General features: G+C 72.8%; 24 protein-coding genes. 17 read left to right on the forward strand and 7 right to left on the reverse strand.

Annotation, left to right across the window (positions count from 1 at the left end; all coding sequences use genetic code 11):
* Window positions 1-20: 20 nt before the first annotated feature.
* Window positions 21-311: a MerR family transcriptional regulator gene (locus ACIP5O_RS28375; RefSeq protein WP_401298058.1), complete on the forward strand. Its 291-nt coding sequence runs from the start codon at window positions 21-23 to the stop codon at window positions 309-311.
* Window positions 312-420: 109 nt separating this feature from the next.
* On the opposite strand, the gene argG is transcribed toward ACIP5O_RS28375, so the two are convergent.
* Window positions 421-1,866, reverse strand: coding sequence for an argininosuccinate synthase (gene argG, locus ACIP5O_RS28380; protein WP_401298061.1), 1,446 nt, complete (start codon window positions 1,864-1,866; stop codon window positions 421-423).
* Window positions 1,867-2,047: 181 nt separating this feature from the next.
* Between argG and argC the strand changes: the two genes are divergently transcribed.
* From argC to ACIP5O_RS28405, 5 genes are all read left to right on the forward strand, one after another.
* Window positions 2,048-3,076 carry an N-acetyl-gamma-glutamyl-phosphate reductase gene (gene argC, locus ACIP5O_RS28385; RefSeq protein ID WP_401298064.1) on the forward strand — a complete coding sequence of 343 codons (1,029 nt, stop codon included), beginning with the start codon at window positions 2,048-2,050 and terminating at the stop codon, window positions 3,074-3,076.
* 88 nt (window positions 3,077-3,164) lie between these two features.
* The gene (argJ, locus tag ACIP5O_RS28390) at window positions 3,165-4,331 is read left to right on the forward strand and encodes a bifunctional glutamate N-acetyltransferase/amino-acid acetyltransferase ArgJ (protein WP_401298067.1); all 1,167 of its coding nucleotides are present in this window, start codon (window positions 3,165-3,167) and stop codon (window positions 4,329-4,331) included.
* Window positions 4,328-5,239, forward strand: coding sequence for an acetylglutamate kinase (gene argB / locus ACIP5O_RS28395; RefSeq protein WP_401298070.1), 912 nt, complete (start codon window positions 4,328-4,330; stop codon window positions 5,237-5,239). Before argJ ends, argB begins: the two co-directional genes overlap by 4 nt.
* Before the next feature lie 14 nt (window positions 5,240-5,253).
* A complete protein-coding gene (locus ACIP5O_RS28400) occupies window positions 5,254-6,462 on the forward strand; it encodes an acetylornithine transaminase (RefSeq protein ID WP_401298268.1) in 1,209 nt (402 codons plus the stop codon).
* 7 nt (window positions 6,463-6,469) lie between these two features.
* A complete protein-coding gene (locus tag ACIP5O_RS28405) occupies window positions 6,470-7,000 on the forward strand; it encodes an arginine repressor (protein ID WP_030214728.1) in 531 nt (176 codons plus the stop codon).
* Between the two features lie 10 nt (window positions 7,001-7,010).
* Here ACIP5O_RS28405 and ACIP5O_RS28410 read toward each other — a convergent pair whose 3' ends face one another.
* The 3 genes from ACIP5O_RS28410 to ACIP5O_RS28420 are packed head-to-tail and all read right to left on the reverse strand — an operon-like array spanning window position 7,011 to window position 9,777.
* On the reverse strand, window positions 7,011-7,715 hold the full coding sequence (locus ACIP5O_RS28410) for a L,D-transpeptidase (RefSeq protein ID WP_401298073.1): 705 nt from the start codon (window positions 7,713-7,715) through the stop codon (window positions 7,011-7,013).
* 56 nt (window positions 7,716-7,771) lie between these two features.
* Complete coding sequence (locus ACIP5O_RS28415; RefSeq protein ID WP_401298076.1) at window positions 7,772-8,380, reverse strand: pyridoxamine 5'-phosphate oxidase family protein; 609 nt, start codon at window positions 8,378-8,380, stop codon at window positions 7,772-7,774.
* A gap of 23 nt (window positions 8,381-8,403) precedes the next feature.
* Window positions 8,404-9,777: a hypothetical protein gene (locus ACIP5O_RS28420; RefSeq protein ID WP_401298078.1), complete on the reverse strand. Its 1,374-nt coding sequence runs from the start codon at window positions 9,775-9,777 to the stop codon at window positions 8,404-8,406.
* Between the two features lie 185 nt (window positions 9,778-9,962).
* Here ACIP5O_RS28420 and argH point away from each other — a divergent pair, with 185 nt between their 5' ends.
* The 3 genes from argH (at window position 9,963) to ACIP5O_RS28435 (ending at window position 13,710) form a co-directional block, all read left to right on the forward strand.
* A complete protein-coding gene (argH, locus tag ACIP5O_RS28425) occupies window positions 9,963-11,390 on the forward strand; it encodes an argininosuccinate lyase (RefSeq protein ID WP_401298081.1) in 1,428 nt (475 codons plus the stop codon).
* Between the two features lie 227 nt (window positions 11,391-11,617).
* Entirely contained in the window at window positions 11,618-12,169 is a 552-nt protein-coding gene (locus ACIP5O_RS28430) for a TetR/AcrR family transcriptional regulator (protein WP_401298084.1), read from the forward strand.
* On the forward strand, window positions 12,166-13,710 hold the full coding sequence (locus ACIP5O_RS28435) for an MFS transporter (RefSeq protein WP_401298087.1): 1,545 nt from the start codon (window positions 12,166-12,168) through the stop codon (window positions 13,708-13,710). The genes ACIP5O_RS28430 and ACIP5O_RS28435 overlap by 4 nt, the downstream gene beginning before the upstream one ends.
* Window positions 13,711-13,786: 76 nt before the next feature.
* On the opposite strand, the gene ACIP5O_RS28440 is transcribed toward ACIP5O_RS28435, so the two are convergent.
* Complete coding sequence (locus tag ACIP5O_RS28440; protein ID WP_401298089.1) at window positions 13,787-14,458, reverse strand: lysophospholipid acyltransferase family protein; 672 nt, start codon at window positions 14,456-14,458, stop codon at window positions 13,787-13,789.
* Window positions 14,459-14,699: 241 nt separating this feature from the next.
* Between ACIP5O_RS28440 and ACIP5O_RS28445 the strand changes: the two genes are divergently transcribed.
* The 3 genes from ACIP5O_RS28445 to ACIP5O_RS28455 all read left to right on the forward strand — a co-directional run bounded on the left by ACIP5O_RS28445 (window position 14,700) and on the right by ACIP5O_RS28455 (window position 17,152).
* Window positions 14,700-15,863, forward strand: coding sequence for a glycerophosphodiester phosphodiesterase (locus ACIP5O_RS28445; RefSeq protein WP_401298092.1), 1,164 nt, complete (start codon window positions 14,700-14,702; stop codon window positions 15,861-15,863).
* A 101-nt stretch (window positions 15,864-15,964) separates the two neighbouring features.
* Window positions 15,965-16,591, forward strand: coding sequence for a sigma-70 family RNA polymerase sigma factor (locus tag ACIP5O_RS28450; protein WP_401298095.1), 627 nt, complete (start codon window positions 15,965-15,967; stop codon window positions 16,589-16,591).
* Window positions 16,592-16,627: 36 nt separating this feature from the next.
* Complete coding sequence (locus ACIP5O_RS28455) at window positions 16,628-17,152, forward strand: GNAT family N-acetyltransferase (protein ID WP_401298097.1); 525 nt, start codon at window positions 16,628-16,630, stop codon at window positions 17,150-17,152.
* A 22-nt stretch (window positions 17,153-17,174) separates the two neighbouring features.
* Here ACIP5O_RS28455 and ACIP5O_RS28460 read toward each other — a convergent pair whose 3' ends face one another.
* The gene (locus ACIP5O_RS28460; RefSeq protein WP_383439501.1) at window positions 17,175-17,582 is read right to left on the reverse strand and encodes a hypothetical protein; all 408 of its coding nucleotides are present in this window, start codon (window positions 17,580-17,582) and stop codon (window positions 17,175-17,177) included.
* Window positions 17,583-17,584: 2 nt separating this feature from the next.
* Entirely contained in the window at window positions 17,585-17,947 is a 363-nt protein-coding gene (locus tag ACIP5O_RS28465; protein WP_356548429.1) for a hypothetical protein, read from the reverse strand.
* 604 nt (window positions 17,948-18,551) lie between these two features.
* Here ACIP5O_RS28465 and ACIP5O_RS28470 point away from each other — a divergent pair.
* From ACIP5O_RS28470 to cbiE, 5 genes are all read left to right on the forward strand, one after another.
* Window positions 18,552-19,634, forward strand: a complete 1,083-nt coding sequence (locus tag ACIP5O_RS28470) for a methionine ABC transporter ATP-binding protein (protein ID WP_401298102.1) — start codon at window positions 18,552-18,554, stop codon at window positions 19,632-19,634.
* Entirely contained in the window at window positions 19,631-20,299 is a 669-nt protein-coding gene (locus tag ACIP5O_RS28475) for a methionine ABC transporter permease (protein ID WP_356548427.1), read from the forward strand. The genes ACIP5O_RS28470 and ACIP5O_RS28475 overlap by 4 nt, the downstream gene beginning before the upstream one ends.
* Window positions 20,300-20,394: 95 nt before the next feature.
* Window positions 20,395-21,252 carry a MetQ/NlpA family ABC transporter substrate-binding protein gene (locus tag ACIP5O_RS28480; RefSeq protein WP_356548426.1) on the forward strand — a complete coding sequence of 286 codons (858 nt, stop codon included), beginning with the start codon at window positions 20,395-20,397 and terminating at the stop codon, window positions 21,250-21,252.
* 181 nt (window positions 21,253-21,433) lie between these two features.
* Entirely contained in the window at window positions 21,434-22,069 is a 636-nt protein-coding gene (locus ACIP5O_RS28485) for a GNAT family N-acetyltransferase (protein WP_401298107.1), read from the forward strand.
* A gap of 82 nt (window positions 22,070-22,151) precedes the next feature.
* Entirely contained in the window at window positions 22,152-23,396 is a 1,245-nt protein-coding gene (gene cbiE / locus ACIP5O_RS28490; protein WP_401298110.1) for a precorrin-6y C5,15-methyltransferase (decarboxylating) subunit CbiE, read from the forward strand.
* Window positions 23,397-23,665 lie beyond the last annotated feature (269 nt).

Genomic DNA, 23,665 nt, shown 5'->3' on the forward strand with positions numbered 1-23,665 from the left:
CACGGCGGAGGACGGGCGGCATGCGGATCGGTGACGCGGCGGGGACCACGCCCAGGGCCCTGCGCCTGTCCGAGCAGCGGGGTCTCCTCCCGCCGCCCGTCCGCACCCCGTCCGGCCGGCGGGAGCACGGCCCGGACGACGTGGCACGCGTGCGCGTGGTGCGCGAACTCCTCGCCCTCGGCCTGACGATCGAGGACGTCCGCGCCTGCGTGGACCGCCGCCCGGAGGAGCGGACCGCCCCGCCCGGGAACGCCGGGACGCGAGAAGGCCGGCCCGGCACCGAGGGTGCCGAACCGGCCTTCCGTGGCTGACAGGACGCCGATCACACGGACCGTAAGAACAGGCTGCACGAACCGGACCGCACGAACCGGACCGTACGAACGGGCCCTACGAACCGGGCCGTCGCCCGGTGTCCGCGCGTCAGTCCGTGCCGGACTCCATCGCGGCCCGGTCGAGCAGCTCGTCCTCGTCCGAGGACTCGCCGCGCGAGGCGATGGCCTCGGCCCCGCCCTCCGGCATGCTGCCGATCAGCCCGGTCGCGGCGGCCTGGGCCGCGCCGATGGCCGGGCCGGCGGTGCCGATCAGGCCGAGGCCCGCGTACTGCTCCAGCTTGGCGCGGGAGTCGGCGATGTCGAGGTTCCGCATGGTGAGCTGGCCGATCCGGTCCGCCGGGCCGAAGGCGGAGTCCTCGGTGCGCTCCATGGACAGCTTGTCCGGGTGGTAGCTGAACGCCGGGCCCGTGGTGTCGAGGATCGAGTAGTCCTCGCCGCGCCGCAGCCGCAGGGTCACCTCGCCGGTGACGGCCGCGCCGACCCAGCGCTGGAGCGACTCGCGGACCATGAGGGCCTGCGGGTCCAGCCACCGGCCCTCGTACATGAGCCGGCCGAGGCGCCGGCCCTCGTTGTGGTACTGGGCGAGGGTGTCCTCGTTGTGGATCGCGTTGACCAGGCGCTCGTACGCCGCGTGCAGCAGGGCCATGCCGGGGGCCTCGTAGATGCCCCGGCTCTTGGCCTCGATGATCCGGTTCTCGATCTGGTCCGACATGCCCATGCCGTGGCGGCCGCCGATGGCGTTGGCCTCCATGACGAGGTCGACGGCGGAGGAGAACTCCTTGCCGTTGACGGTGACCGGACGGCCCTGGTCGAAGCCGATCGTCACGTCCTCGGCGGCGATCTCGACCGACGGGTCCCAGAACCGGACGCCCATGATGGGCTCCACGGTCTCGACGCCCGTGTCCAGGTGCTCCAGGGTCTTGGCCTCGTGGGTGGCGCCCCAGATGTTGGCGTCGGTGGAGTACGCCTTCTCCGTGCTGTCCCGGTAGGGGAGGTCGTGGGCGAGGAGCCACTCCGACATCTCCTTGCGGCCGCCCAGCTCGGTCACGAAGTCCGTGTCCAGCCAGGGCTTGTAGATCCGCAGGTGGGGGTTGGCGAGCAGGCCGTAGCGGTAGAACCGCTCGATGTCGTTGCCCTTGAAGGTCGATCCGTCGCCCCAGATCTGGACGTCGTCCTCCAGCATCGCCCGGACCAGCAGGGTGCCGGTGACGGCACGGCCCAGGGGCGTGGTGTTGAAGTAGGCGCGGCCGCCCGAGCGGATGTGGAACGCGCCGCAGGTGAGCGCGGCGAGGCCCTCCTCGACCAGCGCCGCCCGGCAGTCGACCAGGCGCGCGATCTCGGCACCGTAGGTCTTCGCGCGGCCGGGCACCGAGGCGATGTCGGGCTCGTCGTACTGGCCGATGTCGGCGGTGTAGGTGCAGGGGATGGCGCCCTTGTCGCGCATCCATGCGACGGCGACGGAGGTGTCGAGGCCGCCGGAGAAGGCGATGCCGACGCGCTCGCCGGCGGGCAGGGAGGTGAGGACCTTGGACATGGGAAGAGTATGCATCATCTCGCATGGTCATGCAAAGAGGGCGGGGTGGAGTCCCTGACGGGGGTCGCGAGGGGAGGCCGGTGGAACTCGTGGTGGAACCCCGGCGGGGCCGCCCCCGGGAAGCTCGTTGCATAAAACTGCGGCTACACGTATAGTCATGCCATCCATGAGGAGGGTTTCGATGACGGTACGAGTAGCAGTGGCGGGTGCGAGCGGATACGCGGGCGGAGAGCTCCTGCGTCTGCTCCTGGCGCACCCCCACGTCGAGATCGGGGCCCTGACCGGCCACTCCAACGCCGGTCAGCGACTCGGGGCCCTCCAGCCCCACCTGCTCCCGCTCGCCGACCGCGTCCTCGTGCCCACCGCCGCCGAGGAGCTCGCCGGGCACGACGTCGTCTTCCTCGCGCTGCCGCACGGCCAGTCCGCCGCCGTCGCCGAGCAGCTCGGCCCGGACGTCCTCGTCGTCGACATGGGCGCCGACTTCCGGCTGCAGGACCCCGCCGACTGGGAGACGTACTACGGCTCCCCGCACGCCGGGACCTGGCCCTACGGCCTCCCCGAACTGCCGGGCGCCCGCGCCGCACTGGAAGGGTCCAAGCGCGTCGCGGTGCCCGGCTGCTACCCCACCGCCGTCTCGCTCGCGCTCTTCCCGGCGTACGCGGACGGCCTCGCCGAGCCCGAGGCCGTGATCGTCGCCGCCTCCGGGACCTCCGGCGCGGGCAAGGCGGCCAAGCCGCACCTGCTCGGCAGCGAGGTCATGGGCAGCATGTCCCCGTACGGCGTCGGCGGCGGCCACCGCCACACCCCCGAGATGATCCAGAACCTCAGCGGACCGGCGGGGGAGCGGGTCACCGTCTCCTTCACCCCCACCCTGGCCCCGATGCCCCGCGGCATCCTCGCCACCTGCACGGCCGCCGCGAAGCCGGGCGTCACCGCCGAGGCCGTACGGACCGCGTACGAGAAGGCCTTCGCGGACGAGCCGTTCGTCCACCTGCTCCCCGAGGGGCAGTGGCCGGCGACCGCGTCCGTCTACGGCTCCAACGCCGTCCAGGTCCAGGTCGCGTACGACCCCGGCGCCCGCCGGATCATCGCGATCAGCGCCATCGACAACCTCACCAAGGGCACCGCCGGCGGCGCGGTGCAGAGCATGAACATCGCCCTCGGGCTCCCTGAGGACACCGGACTTTCCACGATTGGAGTCGCTCCGTGAGCGACGCACGCGCAGCCACCGGTCTGCAGACGACGACGAAGCCCGCACCTCTGCGCTGCGCGGGCGGAGAAGCGAACGGAGAAGCACAGTGAGCGTCACCGCAGCGAAGGGATTCACGGCGGCGGGCATCGCCGCCGGGATCAAGCAGAACGGCAACCCGGACCTGGCCCTCGTGGTCAACACCGGGCCCCGCCGCGCCGCCGCGGGAGTCTTCACCTCCAACCGCGTCAAGGCCGCCCCCGTCGTCTGGTCCCAGCAGGTCCTCGCCGACGGCGAGTTGACCGCCGTCGTCCTCAACTCCGGCGGCGCCAACGCCTGCACCGGTCCCCAGGGCTTCCAGGACACCCACGCCACCGCCGAGAAGGTCGCGGAGGTCCTCTCCGGACACGGCGAGGAGGTCGGCGCCGGTGAGGTCGCCGTCGCCTCCACCGGCCTCATCGGCGTCCTGCTCCCCATGGACAAGCTCCTCCCCGGCGTCGAGAAGGCCGCGGCCGAACTCTCCGAGCACGGCGGCGAGAAGGCCGCCATCGCCATCAAGACCACCGACACCGTCCACAAGACCGCCGTCGTCACCAAGGACGGCTGGACGGTCGGCGGCATGGCCAAGGGCGCCGGCATGCTCGCCCCCGGCCTCGCCACCATGCTCGTCGTCCTCACCACCGACGCCGACGTGGACGCCGAGGGCCTCGACGACGCTCTCCGGGGCGCCACCCGCGTCACCTTCGACCGGGTCGACTCCGACGGCTGCATGTCCACCAACGACACCGTCCTGCTCCTCGCCTCCGGAGCCTCCGGGACCACCCCCGACCGGGCCGAGTTCGCCGGAGCCGTACGGGCCGTCTGCGACGACCTCGCCCGCCAGCTCATCGGCGACGCCGAGGGCGCCAGCAAGGACATCCGCATCGAGGTGGTCAACGCCGCGACCGAGGACGACGCCGTCGAGGTGGGCCGCTCCATCGCCCGCAACAACCTCCTCAAGTGCGCCCTCCACGGCGAGGACCCCAACTGGGGCCGGGTGCTCTCCGCCATCGGCACCACGTCCGCCGCCTTCGAGCCCGACGAACTCAACGTGGCCATCAACGGCGTCTGGGTCTGCCGGAACGGCTCCGTCGGCGAGGACCGCGACCTCGTCGACATGCGCTACCGGGAGGTCACGATCACCGCCGACCTCGCCGCCGGCTCCGAGTCCGCCGTCATCTGGGCCAACGACCTCACCGCGGACTACGTCCACGAGAACAGCGCGTACTCGTCGTGACCGGCGCCACGCGGAAGCACACCGCGCTCCCCAAGGCCCAGATCCTCATCGAGGCCCTGCCCTGGCTCACCCGCCACCACGGCAAGACCGTCGTCGTCAAGTTCGGCGGCAACGCCATGATCGACGAGGAGCTCAAGGCCGCCTTCGCGCAGGACGTCGTCTTCCTGCGCCACGCGGGCCTGCGGCCGGTCGTGGTGCACGGCGGCGGCCCCCAGATCAACGCCGCCCTCGACCGGCACGGCCTGGTCAGCGAGTTCAAGGCCGGCCTCCGGGTCACCACCCCCGAGGCGATGGACGTCGTACGGATGGTGCTCGCCGGACAGGTCCAGCGCGAGCTGGTCGGGCTGCTCAACCAGCACGGCCCGTTCGCCGTCGGCATGACCGGCGAGGACGCCCGCACGATCACCGCCACCCAGCACCGGCCGGTCATCGAGGGCGAGCAGGTCGACATCGGCCGGGTCGGCGAGATCACCGCCATCGAGACCGGCGCCATCGAAGCCCTCCTGGAGGACGGCCGGATCCCGGTCATCTCCTCCATCGCACGCTCCCAGGACGACGGACATGTCTACAACGTCAATGCTGATACGGCGGCTGCGGCACTCGCTGCGGCGCTGGGTGCCGAGACCCTGATGGTCCTGACCGACGTCGAGGGCCTCTACGAGGACTGGCCCCACAGCGACGAGGTCATCAGCCGGCTCACCGCGAGCCAGCTGGAGAAGCTGCTGCCCGAGCTCTCCAGCGGCATGGTCCCCAAGATGGAGGGCTGCCTGCACGCCGTGCGGAACGGGGTCACCACGGCCCGCGTGATCGACGGCCGCGTGCAGCACGCCATCCTCCTGGAGATCTTCACCGACGAGGGCGTCGGCACGATGGTCGTCCCGGACGACCGGAACGGACGGGAACACTGATGACGGGGGAACCGATGACCGGCACCGGCACCGGCAACACGGAGCTGACCCGGCGGTGGCAGGGCTCGCTCATGAACAACTACGGCACGCCCCGGCTGCCCCTCGTCCGCGGCGAGGGCGTCCGCGTCCGGGACGCCGACGGCAAGGAGTACCTGGACTTCGTCGGCGGCATCGCCGTCAACGCCCTCGGCCACGCCCACCCGGCGGTCGTCGAGGCCGTCACCCGGCAGATCGGCACCCTCGGCCACGTCTCCAACCTCTTCGTCGCCGAACCGCCCGTCGCCCTCGCCGAGCGGCTCCTCGGCCTCTTCGGCCGGCCCGGCAAGGTCTTCTTCTGCAACTCGGGCGCCGAGGCCGTCGAGGGCGCCTTCAAGCTCGGCCGGCTCACCGGCCGCCCCCACATGGTCGCCACGCACGGCGGCTTCCACGGCCGGACCATGGGCTCCCTCGCCCTCACCGGCCAGCCCGCCAAGCAGACCCCCTTCCTGCCGCTGCCCGGTGACGTCACCCACGTGCCGTACGGCGACGCCGAGGCGCTGCGGGCCGCGGTCACCGAGGACACCGCCCTGGTGATCATCGAGCCGATCCAGGGCGAGAACGGCGTCGTCGTCCCGCCCCCCGGCTACCTCAAGGCGGCCCGGGAGATCACCCGCGCCACCGGCACCCTGCTCGTCCTCGACGAGGTCCAGACCGGCATCGGCCGCTGCGGCCACTGGTTCGCGGCCCAGGCGGAGGGCGTCGAGGCGGACGTCGTGACCCTCGCCAAGGGCCTCGGCGGCGGCCTCCCGATCGGCGCGACCGTCGCCTTCGGCCCGGCCGCGGACCTCTTCGGCCCCGGCCACCACGGCACCACCTTCGGCGGCAACCCGGTCGCCTGCGCCGCCGGACTCGCGGTCCTGGACACCCTCGCCGCCGACGCGGCCCTCGACCACGTGAAGGCGGTCGGGGAGCGGCTGCGGCAGGGAATCGAGGCCCTGGGCCACCCGCTGGTCTCCCACGTCCGCGGCGCGGGCCTCCTGCTGGGTATCGTGCTCACGGAGTCCCTCGCGCCCCAGGTGCAGCAGGCGGCTCAGGACGCCGGCCTCCTGGTGAACGCGCCCGCCCCCGATGTCGTACGGATCATGCCTTCGCTGCTCCTCACCGACGCCGAGGCGGACGCCTTCGTCCGGGCGCTGCCCGGGGTCCTCGACGTGGTGAACGGGCAAGGACGAAGCGGAGAATGAGACGACGATGACCGACGCGCAGGAGAACGAGCACGGAGGGCCGTCCGTTCCGCAGACCCGCACCGCACGCCACCGCAGGATCGTCGACATCCTCAACCGGCAGCCGGTGCGCTCGCAGAGCCAGCTCGCCAAGCTCCTCGCGGACGACGGCCTGAGCGTCACGCAGGCGACGCTCTCCCGCGACCTCGACGAGCTGGGCGCGGTGAAGATCCGCAACACCGGCGGGGAGCTGATCTACGCGGTCCCCAGCGAGGGCGGCTTCCGCACCCCGCAGGCCCCGCTCGGCGAGTCCGCCAAGGAGGAGCGCATGCGGCGCCTCTCCGGCGAACTGCTGATCTCCGCCGAGGCCTCCGCGAACCTGGTGGTCCTGCGGACCCCGCCGGGCGCCGCCCAGTTCCTCGCGTCGGCCATCGACCAGGCCGAACTGCACGCCATCCTCGGCACGATCGCGGGTGACGACACCCTCCTGCTGATCAGCCGCGACCCGGTGGGCGGCCAGGCCCTGGCGGACCACCTCCTGAAGCTGGCCCAGAAGTGAGTCCGGGGGCTCAGTAGCGCGTGATCGCCGTCGGACCGCCCCGCGTTCCGACGGCGATGTGCGGCCGCCGGGCCGGATCGGCCCAGGCGAGGACCGCGCGCATGGCGTCCGCCGGCACGGAGACGCAGCCGGCCGTCGCCCCGGCCCCGTTCACGTGCAGGAAGATCCCTGCCCCGCGCCCGCGCACCGGGCGCCGGTAGTTGAAGCCGATCACGAGGGCGTGCGCGTACTGCGCGCGGTACGAGGCGAGGTGCTCGGCCTCGTCGGCCCGGCAGTCGTCGGGCAGCCCCTCCACCCAGCGGTTGTACGCGCGGGAGTCGTTGTCCTGGCACCACCAGGAGTCCTCGGTGACCCGGGCGTACCGGTAGGCGGTCCCGGGCGGCGGGGGCTCGTTCCCGAAGGCGTACGGAAGCCGGTGGAGCCCGGTGGGGGTGGTGTTCGTGCCCTGCCGCCGCTCGTCCCCCTCGACGAGGCCGCCGGCGCCGAACCGCGCGGGCGCGGACCCTGCCCGCACCCACCGCCCGTCCCGCCGGTCCCACCAGGTGAGCGTGCCCGTGGTGGCACCGGTGTCGGCGGCCTCGGCGGTGATCAGCTGCGAGCCGCCCCCGGTGTCGGCCATCAGCGCGGGCAGCGGTACGGAGGCGGAGGCGGGCGCCGGGGGCGCGGCGGCGCCCAGGGAGAGCAGGGCGGCGCCGAGGACCAGAAGGGTGCGCATGGGCGCGACGCTAGGCCCGCGACCCGGACCGCGCCCGCCGGAGAACCCGTACGGGTCTACCCGGCCGCGCCGGCGGGCATCGGCGGCAGCGGCAGCGGGAGCGCGGGCAGCCCGTCCAGGCTGTTCGCGATGTGCTCCTTGCCCTCGCAGTACGCGTTGAACTCCTCGTCCGTCTTCCGGTTGAAGTACTCGGCGTGCAGGGTCCGTTCCTCCCGGTACTCCATCAGCGGGACGGCGAACCCGCAGGCGTCCCTGATCAGCCGCGCCCGCACCACGACGATCGCCCGGGCGCTGCCCTGGCCCTCCACGGCCTCGGCCGGGAACCGGGCGAACAGCTCGCCCCAGCGGGGATCGTCCCGGAACACCGCCTCCCCGGTCCCGTGCACCCGCACCACCGTCGGCGGCCCCGAGAACGCGGTCCACATCAGGGTGATCCGCCCGTTGCCCGGCTCCCGCAGGTGCGCGATCGTCTCGGCGCCGCTGCCGCCGAAGTCCACGTAGGCGAGGGTCAGTTCGTCGAGCACCACGAGGGTGCCGCGCCGGCCCTTGGGGGAGAGGTTGACGTGCCCGTCACCGGTCAGGGGAGCGGTCGCGGTGAAGAACACCGGCTGCTCCTCGATGAAGGTGCGCAGCCGTCCGTCGATGCGTTCGTATGTCTTTCCCATGATCCGCATTCTCCTCACTCCGCTCACTCGGAGCGATCCTTTGGCACGTCCCTTGCGAAAGAAGGCGCTTCTCCCCACCCCTCTCCCCAACCCCGGCGCGCCCGTGCCCGAACCGCCGGGTCCGGGTCGTCGACGAGCACCCGGACGGCCTCCCGGAACGGCGCGCCCCCGGTCTCGGCGAGCAGCCGCAGCGCACCCCGCCGGACGTGCGGGGCGGGGGAGGTGGTCGCGCGCCGCAGGAGCCCGTCGGCGGGAAGCCGGTCGGCCCACGGCAGCAGGGCCGTCACGGCCTCCCGCACGACCCGCGCCGAACCGTCGTCGAGCAGGGGGACGAGGGGCTCGACCCGTACGGCGTCGAGTCGGCGCAGTCCCGCCACGGCGCTCGCCCGCACACGGGGCCGCCCGTGTTCCGCGAGCGCCCACAGGGCCGGGGCGTCGGCGGCCCGGTCGCCGCACTCGGCGAGTCCGAGCGGCGCGTCGTCGGGCACCCCGGCCCCGGCCGCGCAGACCGCCCGGTAGAGCGGCAGCGGATCCGTGCCCGTCTGCCGCAGCACCCAGCGGGCGCAGGCGCGCACCAGCGCGGAGCGGTCGTACAGGAACGGCTCGGCCTCGGCGGCCCGCCCCGTCCGGCGCAGGCCCGTGACCCCGGCGGCCCGCACCCGCCCCTGCCGGGAGCGCAGGAGCGGAGCGAGAAGGGCCTCGCCGTCCTGGCCGTCCTGGCCGTCCTCGCCGTCCTGGCCGTCCCCGCCGTCCTGGCCGTCCCCGACCGCCGCGAGCACCGCGTTCGCGCACAGGTCCTGGACGACCACGTCGGGGTCGGTGGCGGCGGTCTCCGCCAGCCGGGCGGGGGAGAGGAGGCCGCGCTCCACGCCGACCCGGTGGGCGAGCCGCCGGACCACCCGGTCCCCGCTCGCGAACAGGGCGGTCACCCGGTCCCCGGGCCCCTCGCGGAGGGCCCCGGTCAGCAGGTCTCGCGCGGCGTCCCCGCGCAGCCGGCCCGCGATCCGCAGGGCGACCGCCAGGAGGCCGCCGAACGCCCCGGGCGACAGCCCCGGCAGCTCCGCGCGCAGCACGGCCCGCGCCCGTTCCCGTACGGGCCCGGCCCAGTCGGCGCACCGGACGACGACCAGGGGGAGGAGCTCGGGGAAGCCGCGCACGGCGAAGAGGGCGGCCCCCCGCACCCGCCCGTCCGGACCGCACAGGGCGACGGCCGTCTCGGTGACGGTGGGCCGCCGGTCCGGGGCGCCGGGGAACCAGGTGTGGGCGGGCGGGACGAGCGCGCCCCACCACAGTACGGCCCGCGCGTTCTCGTCGAAGTCGGTCCACGCGCCCGCGTCGGCCCCCGTCAGGGCCCGGTCGAGCTGAGCGGCGAGGTCGTCGAAAGCGCTGGTCGGCATGGGCGGAGCCTAGATCCGGAGAAGCCGGGGCGCCGCTGAATATCGGGCCCGAGGCACACCTGCCGCCGTGCGTTGACAAAACATACGGAGAACCGCATAGTTATGCCATCGTCTTCTCCTGTCCCGTCGCGAGGTCCGGGGCCGGGAAGGCGGCGGTACACCCACCCTCCCGAGGAGCAGCAGCTGTGAGCAGCAACAACGGTGACGTACGGCTCTGGGGCGGACGGTTCGCCGACGGTCCCGCCGAGGCCCTGGCGAAGCTGTCCGCGTCGGTCCACTTCGACTGGCGTCTCGCCCCGTACGACATCGCCGGATCCCGCGCCCACGCGCGCGTGCTGCACACGGCGGGCCTGCTCACCCAGGACGAGCTGACCCGCATGCTGGCCGGGCTCGACCGGCTGGAGGCGGACGTCGCCGACGGCTCCTTCGTCGGCACGATCGCCGACGAGGACGTCCACACCGCCCTGGAGCGGGGCCTCCTGGAGCGCCTCGGCCCGGACCTCGGCGGCAAGCTGCGCGCCGGCCGGTCCCGGAACGACCAGGTCGCCACCCTCTTCCGGATGTACCTGCGCGACCACGCCCGGATCATCGGCGGTCTCCTCGCCGAGCTCCAGGACGCCCTCGTCGGCCTCGCCGAGGCGCACGCGGACGTCGCCATGCCCGGCCGCACCCACCTCCAGCACGCCCAGCCGGTGCTCTTCGCCCACCACGTCCTGGCCCACGTCCAGTCCCTCTCCCGGGACGCCGAGCGGCTGCGCCAGTGGGACACCCGGACGGCGGTCTCCCCGTACGGCTCCGGCGCCCTCGCCGGCTCCTCCCTCGGCCTCGACCCGGAGGCGGTCGCGAAGGACCTCGGCTTCGAGAAGGGCAGCGCGGGCAACTCGATCGACGGCACGGCCTCCCGGGACTTCGTCGCCGAGTTCGCCTTCATCACCGCGATGATCGGGGTGAACCTCTCCCGGATCGCGGAGGAGGTCATCATCTGGAACACGAAGGAGTTCTCCTTCGTGACCCTCCACGACGCCTTCTCCACCGGCTCGTCGATCATGCCGCAGAAGAAGAACCCCGACATCGCGGAGCTCGCCCGGGGCAAGTCCGGCCGTCTCATCGGCAACCTCACCGGCCTGATGGCCACCCTCAAGGCGCTCCCGCTCGCCTACAACCGGGATCTCCAGGAGGACAAGGAGCCCGTCTTCGACTCCTGCGACCAGCTGGAGGTCCTGCTGCCCGCCTTCACCGGCATGATGGCCACGCTCACCGTCCACCGGGAGCGCATGGAGGCCCTCGCCCCGGCCGGCTTCTCGCTGGCGACGGACATCGCGGAGTGGCTGGTCAAGCAGGGCGTGCCGTTCCGGGTGGCGCACGAGGTGGCCGGCGAGTGCGTGAAGGTCGCCGAGTCCGAGGACAAGGAGCTGGACGAGCTGACGGACGAGCAGTTCGCCAAGATCTCCGAGCACCTCACCCCCGAGGTCCGCACGGTCCTCGACGTTCCCGGCGCCCTCGCCTCCCGTGACGGCCGGGGCGGCACCGCCCCCTCCGCCGTCGCCGTCCAGCTCGTCGAGGTCAAGGCGGACCTGGTGATCCAGCACGCCTGGGCCACCGCGAAGCAGTAGGACCCCGGAGGATCACAGCGCCGCCGCCCACTCCGCGAGCGCGTCGAAGTCCGGCCGGATCAGCCCGATCCGCTCGTCGACACGCGGGAGCAGGGCGGCGGCGAGGTGGTTCCGCTCCACGTACTCGCGGTCGCACGGCGTGACATCGTCATCGCCCGCAGCGCCCCTGATGAGGCATCGCGTTATTGAATGAGACACGAATGTCTCATGCGGTGTACTCTCGTCTCATGTCAGTCGATCGCACCCAGGTGCTCCGCGCCGCCGCCGCCCTGCTCACCCGCAAGGCGACCGCCACCATGGACGAGGTCGCCCGCGCCGCCGGGATCGGCCGCGCCACGCTGCACCGGCAGTTCGCCGGGCGCGACGCCCTGGTGCGGGCCCTCGAAGAGCTCGGCCTCCAGGAACTGGAGGCGGCCCTCGACGCGGCCGCGATCGACGGGGGACCCGAGGACGAGGCCGTACGCCGTCTCGTCGCCGCGGTCGAGCCCGTCGCCCCCCTGCTCTCGTTCCTCGTCACTGAGAACCAGCTCTTCGAGGGCGACCAGCAGAACGAGGGCTGGGCGCGCATCGACGCCCGGATCTCCGCGCTCTTCCGGCGCGGCCAGGAGCACGGCGTCTTCCGGATCGACCTGACCCCCGCCTGGCTCACCGAGGCCCTCTACGGGCTCGTCGGCTCTGGCGCCTGGGCCGTGCAGGACGGCCGGGTCGCCCCCAAGGACTTCCAGTACATGATCGTCGAGCTGCTGCTCGGCGGAGCGCGCAGGAGCGTGGAGAAGTGACCACCCGTACCCTCAGGACCACGGCGCATACCGAGGGCGCGCACCGCCCCGGCCGGTGGCTCGCCCTCTCCGTCCTCGTCCTGGCCGTGCTGCTCGTGGCGGTCGACGCCACGGTGCTCGGCCTCGCCACCCCCTTCCTCTCCGAGGACCTCGAACCCACCGGCACCCAGCTGCTCTGGATCGGTGACGTCTACTCCTTCGTCATCGCCGGACTCCTGGTCTCCATGGGCAGCCTCGGCGACCGCATCGGCCGCAAGAAGCTGCTGCTGCTCGGCGCCACCGCCTTCGGCGCCGTCTCGGTGCTCAACGCCTACGCGACCAGCCCCGGGGCGATGATCGTCGCCCGCGCGCTCCTCGGCGTCGCCGGCGCGACCCTGATGCCGTCCACCCTGGCGCTCATCCGCAACCTCTTCCACGACCCGCGCGAGCGCAGCCTCGCCATCGGCATCTGGGGCGCCATGGCCTCGGCCGGCGCGGCCGTCGGACCGGTCGTCGGCGGCTTCCTCCTGGAGCACTTCTGGTGGGGCTCGGTCTTCCTCATCAACCTGCCCGTCATGGCCGTCCTCGTCCTCGTCGGCATCAAGCTGATCCCCGAGTCGAAGAACCCGGACCCGGGCCCCTGGGACCTGCCCAGCGTCGCGCTCTCCCTCGTCGGCATGATCGGCGTCGTCTACGCGATCAAGGAGCTGGCCTCGCACGGCCCCTCCCTCGACGCGGGGCTCGCCGCCCTCGCCGGCGCCGGCGCGCTCACCTGGTTCGTCCGCAGGCAGCTCACCCTGCCCGCGCCCCTCCTCGACATGCGCCTCTTCCGCCACCGCGGCTTCTCCGGCGCCGTCCTGGCGGACCTGCTGACCATCCTGGGCCTCTCCGGCCTGGTGTTCTTCCTGTCCCAGTTCTTCCAGCTGGTCCAGGGCCGCCAGCCCCTGGAGGCCGGGCTCGCCGAACTGCCCGCCGCGGTCGGCGCGGTCACCGCCGGTCTGGTCGCGGGCGTCGTGGCCCGCCGCTTCTCCGTGCGGTCCGTGGTGTCCGGCGGCCTCGCGGCGGTCGGCCTCGCCCTCGCCGTCCTGACCGGCCTCGGCCAGCACACCGGCTACCCGCTGCTCGGCTCCGCCCTGCTCGTCGTCGGCGTCGGCGCCGGCTTCTCCTTCACCGTCACCGCCGACGTGATCCTCTCCAGCGTCCCCAAGGAGCAGGCCGGTTCCGCGTCCGCCGTCTCCGAGACCGCGTACGAACTGGGCGCCGCGCTCGGCATCGCCGTCCTCGGCTCCATCGTGACCGGCGTCTACCGGGGCTTCCCCGTCCCGGCCGGCGTCCCCTCGGACGTCGCGTCGGCCGCCCACGAGTCCCTCGGCGGCGCCGTCGAGGTCTCCGGCGCCCTCGCCCCGCAGACGGCGACGGCCCTCGTCTCGGCCGGCCAGGAGGCCTTCGTCGACGGCCTGCGGATCGCGGCCGGCGTCGGCGCGGCGGTCCTCCTCGCGACGGCGGTCGCGGCCTGGTTCCTGCTCAGGGGCCAGAAGCTGGAGGACGGCGTCGGGCACTGACGCGCCGACCCGTACACGAAAGCGCCCCCCGTACGGCCCAGGCCGTACGGGGGGCGCTTCCACACGCGCAAGAGACCTACGCGGCCTTCGCCTTGGTGGCGTACATGTCCACGTACTCCTGCCCGGAGAGCCGCATCACCTCGGCCATCACCGAGTCCGTCACCGCCCGCAGGACGTAGCGGTCGCGGTCCATCCCCTCGTACCGCGAGAACTCCATCGCCTCGCCGAAGCGGACCGTCACCCGGCCCGGACGCGGGAAGCCCGCCCCGCCCGGCTGGATCTTGTCGGTGCCGATCATCGCGAACGGCACCACCGGCGCGCCCGTCATCAGGGTCAGCCGCGCGATGCCCGTACGGCCCCGGTACAGCCGGCCGTCGGGGGAGCGGGTGCCCTCCGGGTAGATCGAGAAGGCCTTGCCCTCCTCCAGGACCCGGCGGCCCGTCATCAGCGCCGCCACACCGCCCCGGCCGCCGTCCCGGTCCACCGGGATCATGCCGACGCTGGTGAAGAACCAGGCCATCGCCCGGCCCTTGAGGCCCTTGCCCGTCACGTACTCGTCCTTGCCGATGAAGTAGACCGGACGGTCCAGGCAGATCGGCATGATCATCGAGTCGATGAAGGTCAGGTGGTTCCCCGCGAGGATCACGGGACCCGTCCCCGGGATGTTCTCGGCGCCCTCCACGCGGGGGCGGAACATCAGGCGCATGACCGGCCCGAGCACTGCCTTGATGATCGCGAGACGGGACAACGTTTCCTCCGGTGGGAAGCGGGTCGGGCGAAGGCGGCCGCACCGACGGTGCACCCGGCGACGATACTCGCGGGTCACCACCGCGCGCACATCGGGTTCACCGAGTGGATACACAGTGTTGACGCGTGTTTCCGCCACGTTCGGCGCAGGTCTGCCGCCCGTAGGGGCTCCGTGCCTAGCGTCGGGGGCACCGCCGACAGGTGCGGGACATCACACCACGGTCCACTCAGGAGGATCCCTCATGACCCAGGGCGAACGCCGGACCCCGGCACGGCGGACGGTTCTCGGCGCGGCGGGCGCCACCGTCCTCGGCGCCTCCACGGCCCTCACCGCCGGCACCGCGCAGGCCGCCGCCCCGGCGAACGGCGGGCACGGCCGCGGCTACCGCTCCCTCCCCGTCCCCACCGTCATCGGCCACCGCGGCGCGAGCGGCTACCGCCCCGAACACACCCTGGGCTCCTATCAGCTGGCCCTCGACCTGGGCGCCCACGTGATCGAGCAGGACCTCGTCCCCACCCGGGACGGCCACCTGGTCTGCCGCCACGAGAACGACATCACCGGCACCACCGACGTCGCCGACCACCCCGAGTTCGCCTCCCGGAAGACCACCAGGACCGTCGACGGCACCGAGCTCACCGGCTGGTTCACCGAGGACTTCACGCTCGCCGAGCTCAAGACCCTGCGCGCCGAGGAGCGGATCCCCGGCAACCGGCAGGAGAACACCCTCTACGACGGACGCTGGACGGTCCCCACCTTCGAGGAGGTGCTGCGCTGGGCCGACGAGGAGGGCCGCCGCCGGGGCCGCGAGGTCTGGCTGTACGTCGAGACCAAGCACCCCAGCTACTTCCGCGCCCTCGGCCTCGGCCCGGAGGAGCGGCTCGCCCGGCTGCTGCGCCGGTACGGACGCCACCGCGCGCACTCCCCGGTCCTCCTCCAGTCCTTCGAGCCGAGCAGCATCCAGCGCCTGGCGAAGCTGGTCGACGCCCCCGGCGTGGTCCTGCTCTCCGGCGCGGGCAGCCGCCCCTGGGACTTCACCGAGGCCGGGGACCCGCGCACGGTCGCGGACCTGATCACCCCCAAGGGCCTGCGGTGGATCTCCTCGTACGCGAAGGGCATCGGGCCCACGCTCGACCTGGTGGTCCCCCGGGACGCGGACGGCCGGCTCGGCGCCCCCACCACCCTGGTCCGCGACGCGCACGCGGCCGGGCTCGTCCTCCACCCGTACACGCACCGCAACGAGAACGCCTTCCTGCCCGCCGAGTTCCGCCGGGGCACCGACCCGAACGCCTACGGCGACTCCTTCGGCGCCCTGAGGAAGTACCTGGAGACGGGCATCGACGGCATCTTCTCCGACAACCCGGACACGGCCCTGCTCGCCGCCGCGGACCTCACCACCCGCCGCTGACGTCCCCGCGGGCCCGGCCTCCCGGGCCCGCACGACCCCCTCCCGGGTGGTTTACGCCCCGTACCGCAACCACGGGCGCGTGCCCCGGCATCGTGCGGGGCATGACCACCCCCGACACCCTCGCCGCACCGGTGCCGGCACCGGCACCCGTATCCGCGCCCACACCCACACCCGCGTCTCCCGCCCCCCTCGCCGACGCGTCCGCCCGCCTCCTCGACGAGCTCGCCCCGCTCCTCGCCGCCGAGTCGGACGCCGAGGCACCGGCCGCCGGCGTCGACCCCGGGGACCTGGAACAGGCCGTCTGGCTCCGCCTCCTGGAGCGCCTCCGGGAGACCGGCGCCCCCGAGCGGCCCGCCGAGTGGCTGCGCCGGGCCGTCCGGGCCGAAGCCCGCCGCGCCCGCAGGACCAGTGACCGGGAGCGCCCCTACCGGGACGAACCCGCGCACGAGCCGGGCGGCGCCGAGCCCCACGGCTCCCCGGAGCACTCCCTGCTCGCCGCCGAGGGCCGCCGCGCCCTGCGCGCCGCCGTCACCCGCACTCCCGGCCGCTGCCCCGGTGTCCTCACCGCGATGCTCGACCCGCAGGACCCCACCTACCTCGAAATCGCAGGAGAGTTGGGTATCTCACAGGGGAGTCTGGGGCCGACACGTTCCCGTTGCCTGGGATGCCTGCGCAGAATGCTGGCTGCAGAGGTTCCCGCCCCCGGCCGTCGGGGAAGGGTGTGTTGAACCGATGATCGACAGATGAGCGGGAGGCGTGCACACATGGGCCTGAGTGTGACCATCTCAGCGGCGGACGCGCGGGACGCGGAGCACATCCTGAAGCTGCAGTACCTCTGCTACCAGAGCGAGGCGGAGCTCTACGGGGACTGGTCCATCGAACCGCTCACCCAGTCGCTCGACGCCCTGCGCGCCGAACTGGAGGAGGGGCACGGGCTCGTGGCCCGTCTCGGCGACGAGGTCGTCGCCTCCGTGCGGGCCCGCGTCGACGAGGACGGCACCGTACGGATCGCCAAGCTCATCGTCCACCCGCGGATGCGGCGGCACGGCCTCGGCGGCCGGCTCCTGGACGCGATCGAACGCCACTTCGCCACCGGGGCCGCGACCACGACCGCGACCGAGGGCGGCGCCGCGCCCGAGCCCGCCCCGCCCGTCAAGCGCTTCCAGCTCTTCACCGGCCACCGCAGCGAGGTCAACCTGCGCCTCTACCGCAGCAAGGGGTACGCGCAGGTCGCCACCCGGGAGCTCGGCCCCCGGCTCACCCTGGTGACCCTGGAGAAGGCCGCCTAGGGGACGGCCCACCAGGCGGGCTTCAGGCCGTCCTGGACCGCCGCAGCCACCAGATCCCGGTCAGCGGCAGCAGCACCGGGATGAAGACGTAGCCGTAGCCGAAGTCCGACCAGACCGTCGCGTCCGGGAAGGCGGACGGCTCGACCAGCGTCCAGGTCCCCACGACCAGCACGCCCGCGAGCTCGGCGGCGCAGCACACCAGCGCCGCCCTGCGGGCCCTCTCCCCGCCCCGTACCAGCGTGTACGTGATGAAGACGTAGACGACGGCCGCCACCGCCGACAGGGAGTACGCGAGCGGCGCCCGGTCGAACTCGGTGGCGATCTGGTAGATCGAGCGGGAGACCGCGCCGACCGACATCACGCCGTACAGCCAGACGAGCAGCATGCCCGGCCCCTTGACCAGGCGGGTCGTTCCCTCGGTCGCGGTCATGGTCAGCCCACCGTCCAGATGTCGTAGAGACGCACTTCGAGCACGGCCAGGACGACCGCGCCGGCCGCCACCGTCGCCGAACCCCACCGGCTGCGCTCCGCGAGCGACATGAACCCGGCGATCGGCACCGCGCACAGCGCGCCGAGCAGATAGGCGACGAAGATCGTCGTCCCCTCCTCGGCCTTCTCGCCCCGCGTGAGCTGCACGATGCCGACGATCAACTGGACCAGGACCAGGAAGGTCACCACGGCCATGCCGATGAAGTGCCAGTCCTTGGTCGGCCGGTCGCGGAAGGCGGCGAAGCCGCACCAGGCGGCGAGGGCGAGCGCGGCCACGGAGACCGCGACCGTCAGGGCGTCGAGCATGCGCCCGAGGGTATTACGGTCCGAATGGCCCGATGCGCGCGGCCCTCCCCGTCGCCTCCCGCGGCCTTCCCCGTCGCCTCCCACCGCCCTCCCCGCCGCCCCCCGCCCGCCCTCCGCGTCCACGTGGCCTTGGCCACAGAAGGGCCCCCGGCAGGTCCCCGCCCGCTTCCGCCGACCGCCCCGTCCCCGCAGGCCGCGCAAGGGAAAAGAAGCGGAAGGCGAGCCTCCGGGGCTGTCCGAATACCGTCTCAACGGCGTCCGCTATTCGGACAGCCCCCTTTCGTCCACGACCGTGCGTGCTTTACTTGCAGGCATGACCACGACGAGCAGCCGCACCCTTGCGACCGAGGCGATCACGACGCCCGGTGCTCGTTGTACGTGTCGAATGTGCGCCATCTGAGGGCCCCCGCCGATTTTCGCGCCCCGAAGCGAGACCGACGGCCGCGCCGGTCCCCCGCCCCACGGCGGCGGACCGTGCCCGCCCCGCGCACCTGCCGACGCCCGGCCACCCGCCGGACCGGTCCCGTGCGCCTGACTGTCCGATGACGAATGCCCCGTGCGTGACGGACCCCGCGTCGCGCACTCGACAGTGACGGAAACCCCTGTGATCACCACTTCGGGCCTGACCAAGGTCTACGAGTCGCGCGGCCGCCAGGTCACCGCTCTGGACGGCGTCGACCTCCACGTCCGCGAGGGCGAGGTGTTCGGCGTGATCGGCCAGAGCGGCGCCGGCAAGTCCTCCCTCATCCGCTGCGTCAACCTCCTGGAGCGCCCCACCTCCGGCACGGTGACCGTCGACGGCGTCGACCTCACCGCCCTCGCCGGAAAGGGCCGCCGCGCGGGCAGGGACCTGCGCCGGGCGCGCAGCAGCATCGGCATGGTCTTCCAGCACTTCAACCTGCTGTCCTCCCGCACGGTCAAGGACAACATCGAACTCCCCCTGGAGATCCTCGGCATATCGGGGGCCGAGCGCTCCCGCCGCGCCCTGGAACTCCTCGACCTCGTCGGCCTCGCCGACAAGGCCAAGGCGTACCCCGCCCAGCTCTCCGGCGGCCAGAAGCAGCGCGTCGGCATCGCCCGCGCCCTCGCCGGCAAGCCCAAGGTCCTCCTCTCCGACGAGGCCACCAGCGCCCTCGACCCGGAGACCACCCGCTCCATCCTCCAGCTCCTGCGCGACCTCAACCAGCAGCTCGGCCTCACCGTCCTGCTCATCACGCACGAGATGGACGTCGTCAAGACCATCTGCGACTCCGCCGCCCTCATGCAGCACGGGCGCGTCGTCGAGTCCGGCACCGTCGGCGAACTGCTCGCCACCCCCGGCTCCCAGCTGGCCGCCGAGCTCTTCCCGGTCAGCGGCGCCCCCACCGGCCCCGACCGCACGGTCGTCGACGTCACCTTCCACGGCGAGGCCGCGACCCGGCCGGTCATCTCCCAGCTCTCCCGCACGTACAACATCGACATCTCGATCCTCGGGGCGGCGATGGACACCGTCGGCGGCAAGCAGATCGGCCGGATGCGGATCGAACTGCCCGGACGGTACGAGGAGAACGTCGTCCCGGTCGGCTTCCTGCGCGAGCAGGGCCTCCAGGTCGAGGTCGTGGAAGAAGTCGAGACCGCCGAAGAAACGACTGACCGGGAATCGGCGTCCGACGCGGCGACCGTGCTGGTGAAGGAAGGTGCCAAGTGACCTGGTCCGAGATGCAGCCCCTGCTGGAGCAGGGGACCGTCGACACCCTCTACATGGTCCTGTGGGCCACGTTCGTCACCGTCCTCGGCGGCCTGCCGCTCGGCATCCTCCTCGTCCTCACGGACAAGGGCGGACTGCTCCAGAACCGGCCGGTGAACAAGATCGTCGGCGCGATCGTGAACGTGGGGCGCTCGCTGCCCTTCATCATCCTGCTGATCGCCCTGATCCCCTTCACCACCTTCGTCGTCGGCACCTTCATCGGCCCGACCGCCATGATCGTGCCGCTCGCCATCGGCGCCATCCCCTTCTTCGCGCGCCTCGTCGAGACCGCGATCCGCGAGGTCGACCACGGACTCGTCGAAGCCGTCCAGGCCATGGGCGGCGGCATCCCCACCATCGTCCGCAAGGTCCTGCTCCCGCAGGCCCTGCCCTCCCTGGTCTCGGGCGTCACCACCACCGTGATCGTGCTCATCGGCTACTCCGCGATGGCCGGCGCGGTCGGCGGCGAAGGCCTCGGCTCCAAGGCAGTCACCTACGGCTACCAGCGCTTCGACACCACCTTCATGCTCGTCACGGTGGTCGTCCTGGTCGTGATCGTGACCGTCGTCCAGCTCATCGGCGACGGAGTCGTCCGACTCCTCGCCCGCCGGGGCCGCACGGCCTGAGGCCGTCCCGCCCCGCCCCCCGACTTCGTCCTTCGAAGAACAGTCCGGACTTGTTGTCCAGACGACTACCACTCCACCTGAAAGAGGCACTCTTCGTGCGCAAGAACATCAAGCTCACCGCCGGCGTCGCCGCCACCGCAGCCCTCGCCCTCGGCCTGAGCGCCTGCGGCACCTCCTCCGACCCGTCCTCCTCCAAGGACTCGGCCGGCGCCGCCGACAAGCCCCTCGTCGTCGCCGCGTCCCCGACGCCGCACGCCGACATCCTCAACTACGTCAAGGACAACCTGGCCGAGAAGGCGGGCCTGAAGCTGGAGGTGAAGGAGTTCACGGACTACGTCCTGCCGAACACCGCCACCCAGTCCGGCCAGGTCGACGCCAACTTCTTCCAGCACAAGCCGTACCTCGACGACTTCAACCAGAAGAACAAGACCACCATCGTCCCCGTGGTCAACGTCCACCTGGAGCCCCTCGGCCTCTACTCCAAGAAGCTCAAGTCGCTGAAGGACGTCAAGCCCGGCCAGACCGTCGCCGTCCCCAACGACACCACCAACGGCGGCCGCGCGCTCCAGCTCCTCGCCGAGAACGGCCTGATCACCCTCAAGGACGGCGTCGGCACCAACGCCAAGCTCTCCGACATCACCGATAAGAAGGGCCTGGAGTTCAAGGAGCTGGAGGCCGCCACCGTGCCCCGCGCCCTGAACGACGTGGACGCCGCCGTCATCAACGGCAACTACGCCCTCGAGGCCAAGCTGGAGCCCGCGAAGGACGCCATCGCCCTGGAGAAGGCCGAGGGCAACCCGTACGCCAACTTCCTCGCCGTCAAGAAGGGCAACGAGAAGGACGCCCGCGTGCAGAAGCTCGCCGAGCTCCTCAACTCGCCCGAGGTGAAGAAGTACATCGAGGACACCTACAAGGGCTCGGTCATCCCGGCCTTCGGCGCCCCCAAGGAGTAAGCGCCGTCCGAGGGGCCGTCAGACCGGTTCCCCCGTACGCTCCTTGAACGGAAGGCCCCCGCACCCCGTCCGGTGCGCGGGGCCTTCCGCCGTACCCGACCCGGCCATGCGCACCGGCGGTGGCATGCTGCATGCTGTGCGTTCACGGTCGATTCGGACGGTCCACGGCATGGAGCTGCGCATGACTACCACCTTTCCGGACATCTCCATCAACACGGACCGGTTGGTGCTGCGCGCGCTCGAGGAGGCGGACGCCCCCGCCCTCGCCGAGATGATGAACGACGAACTCGTCGGCGCCTGGACCGCCGTGCCCCAGCCCTTCACCGAGGCCGCCGCCCGCGAGTGGATCACCGGATACGCGCCCGCCGAGCGCGCCGCCGGCCGCGGACTCGACCTCGCCGTCACCGAGTTCCTCACCCAGCGCCTCGTCGGCGTCGTCCAACTGGCCAACACCGACTGGCGCGTCCGCTCCACCGAACTCTCCTACATCGTCGCCCCCTGGGCCCGCGGCGAGGGCTACGCCTCCGAAGCCGCCCTCGCCACCGCCCGGTGGCTCTTCAACGACCGGAAGTTCGAACGCCTGGAACTGCGCACCGCCGCCGACAACACCGCCTCCCAGCAGGTCGCCCAGAAGATCGGCTGCATCAGCGAGGGCGTCCTGCGCAACGCCTGCATAGCCCGCACCCGCACCGAGGACGGCGGCTGGACCGAGCTGCGCACCGACTTCATCCTCTGGGGCCTCCTCCCCGAGGACCTCGACGACGTCGCCGACCAGATGGCCGAAGCCGGATACTCCTCGTACACCGACTGGAACTGATTCCAGAGGTTCCCGAGGGCCTTCCCGGGGTACGCTCGGCACGCCCCCGACCTGCGACAACACCACAGGGAGACAGACGACGATGGCCGACCGCGTCACGGTGATCGGCTGGGACGGCTCGCCCCTTTCCCCGGCGGCCCGCTCCGCGCTCTCCGCCGCCACCCTGGTGGCCGGAGCCGCCCACCACCTGGCCCGGCCCGAGGTGCCCCCCGCCGCCGAGCGCATCCGCCTCGGCAGCGTCGACCTCGCCGCCCGCCGCATCGCCGGCCACCGCGGCACCGCCGTCGTCCTCGCCGACGGCGACCCCGGCTTCTTCGGCGTCGTCCGCACCCTGCGCGCCCCCGAGCACGGCCTGGAGGTCGAGGTCGTCCCCGCCGTCTCCTCCGTCGCCGCCGCCTTCGCCCGGGCCGGCATGCCCTGGGAGGACGCCCGGATCGTCGTCGCCCACCAGCGCACCCTGCGCCGCGCCGTCAACGTCTGCCGCGCCCACCCCAAGGTCGCCGTCCTCACCTCGCCGGGCGCCGGCCCCGCCGAACTCGCCCTCCTCCTCGACGGGGTCCACCGCACCTTCGTCGTCTGCGAGCAGCTCGGCACCGACCGCGAACGGGTCTCCGTCCTCACCTCCGACAAGGCCGCCGACCACACCTGGAGCGACCCGAACGTCGTCCTCGTCATCGGCGGGGGCGGCGGCACCCCGACCGCCCCCTGGCTGGCGGGCCAGGACCCGTCCGTCCGCCCCGTCCGGGGCTGGGGCCTCCCCACGGAGGAGTACGACTCCGAGGGGCACGGCCCCGGGCCCGATCAGGCCCGCCCGAAGGCGGGCGAGGACCCCGCCCTCCGAGCCGCCCAACTCGCCCGTCTCGGGCCCCGCACCGGCGACCTCGTCTGGGACATCGGCTGCGCGGGCGGCGCCTTCTCCGTCGAGGCCGCCCGCTTCGGCGCCGCCGTCATCGCCGTCGACCTCGACCCGGCCGCCTGCGCCCGCACCGAGGCCGCCGCCCGCCGCCACGGCGTCCCCCTCCAGACCGTCCGGGGCCGCGCCCCGCACGTCCTGGAGAGCCTGCCCGAACCCGACGTCGTACGGATCGCGGCCGGCGGCGTCCAGGTCGTCACCGCCTGTGCCGACCGGCGCCCGGAGCGCATCGTCGCCCACGCCTCCACCCGCGACGAGGCCGAGGCCGTCGGGGCCGCCCTCACCGCCGCCGGCGGCTACGCCGTCGAGATCCTCCTCCTCCAGACCGTCGGACTCGACCCGGACACCTGGTCGGAACGCGATCGTTCGGCCGTCTTCCTGCTCTCCGGACGCAGGATCGAACGCGCCCCCTGACCCGGCCGCCCCACCGGGCGGGGTAGGCTGGCCGATTGTTGTACCGCGTCCGGACGCTCGTCGCTTCGTGTGCCGATGTCCTGAATTGGTGGCCCTTCGGAGCCGCCGCCGTGGTACGCGACAAGGGGGGACCGCGCGACGTGGCGCAGTCCACAGCGCACCGTGGCGAATCTTCCTGCCACGGAGGCCGAGGACCGGGACAATGTGCAGGTGTCCGCGTCCTTCGTGCCGCGCGGCGCGCACGCTCGTTCTTGTCGACGGGCGAAGGT

Source organism: Streptomyces sp. NPDC088915, assembly GCF_044749825.1.
GTDB lineage: Bacteria > Actinomycetota > Actinomycetes > Streptomycetales > Streptomycetaceae > Streptomyces.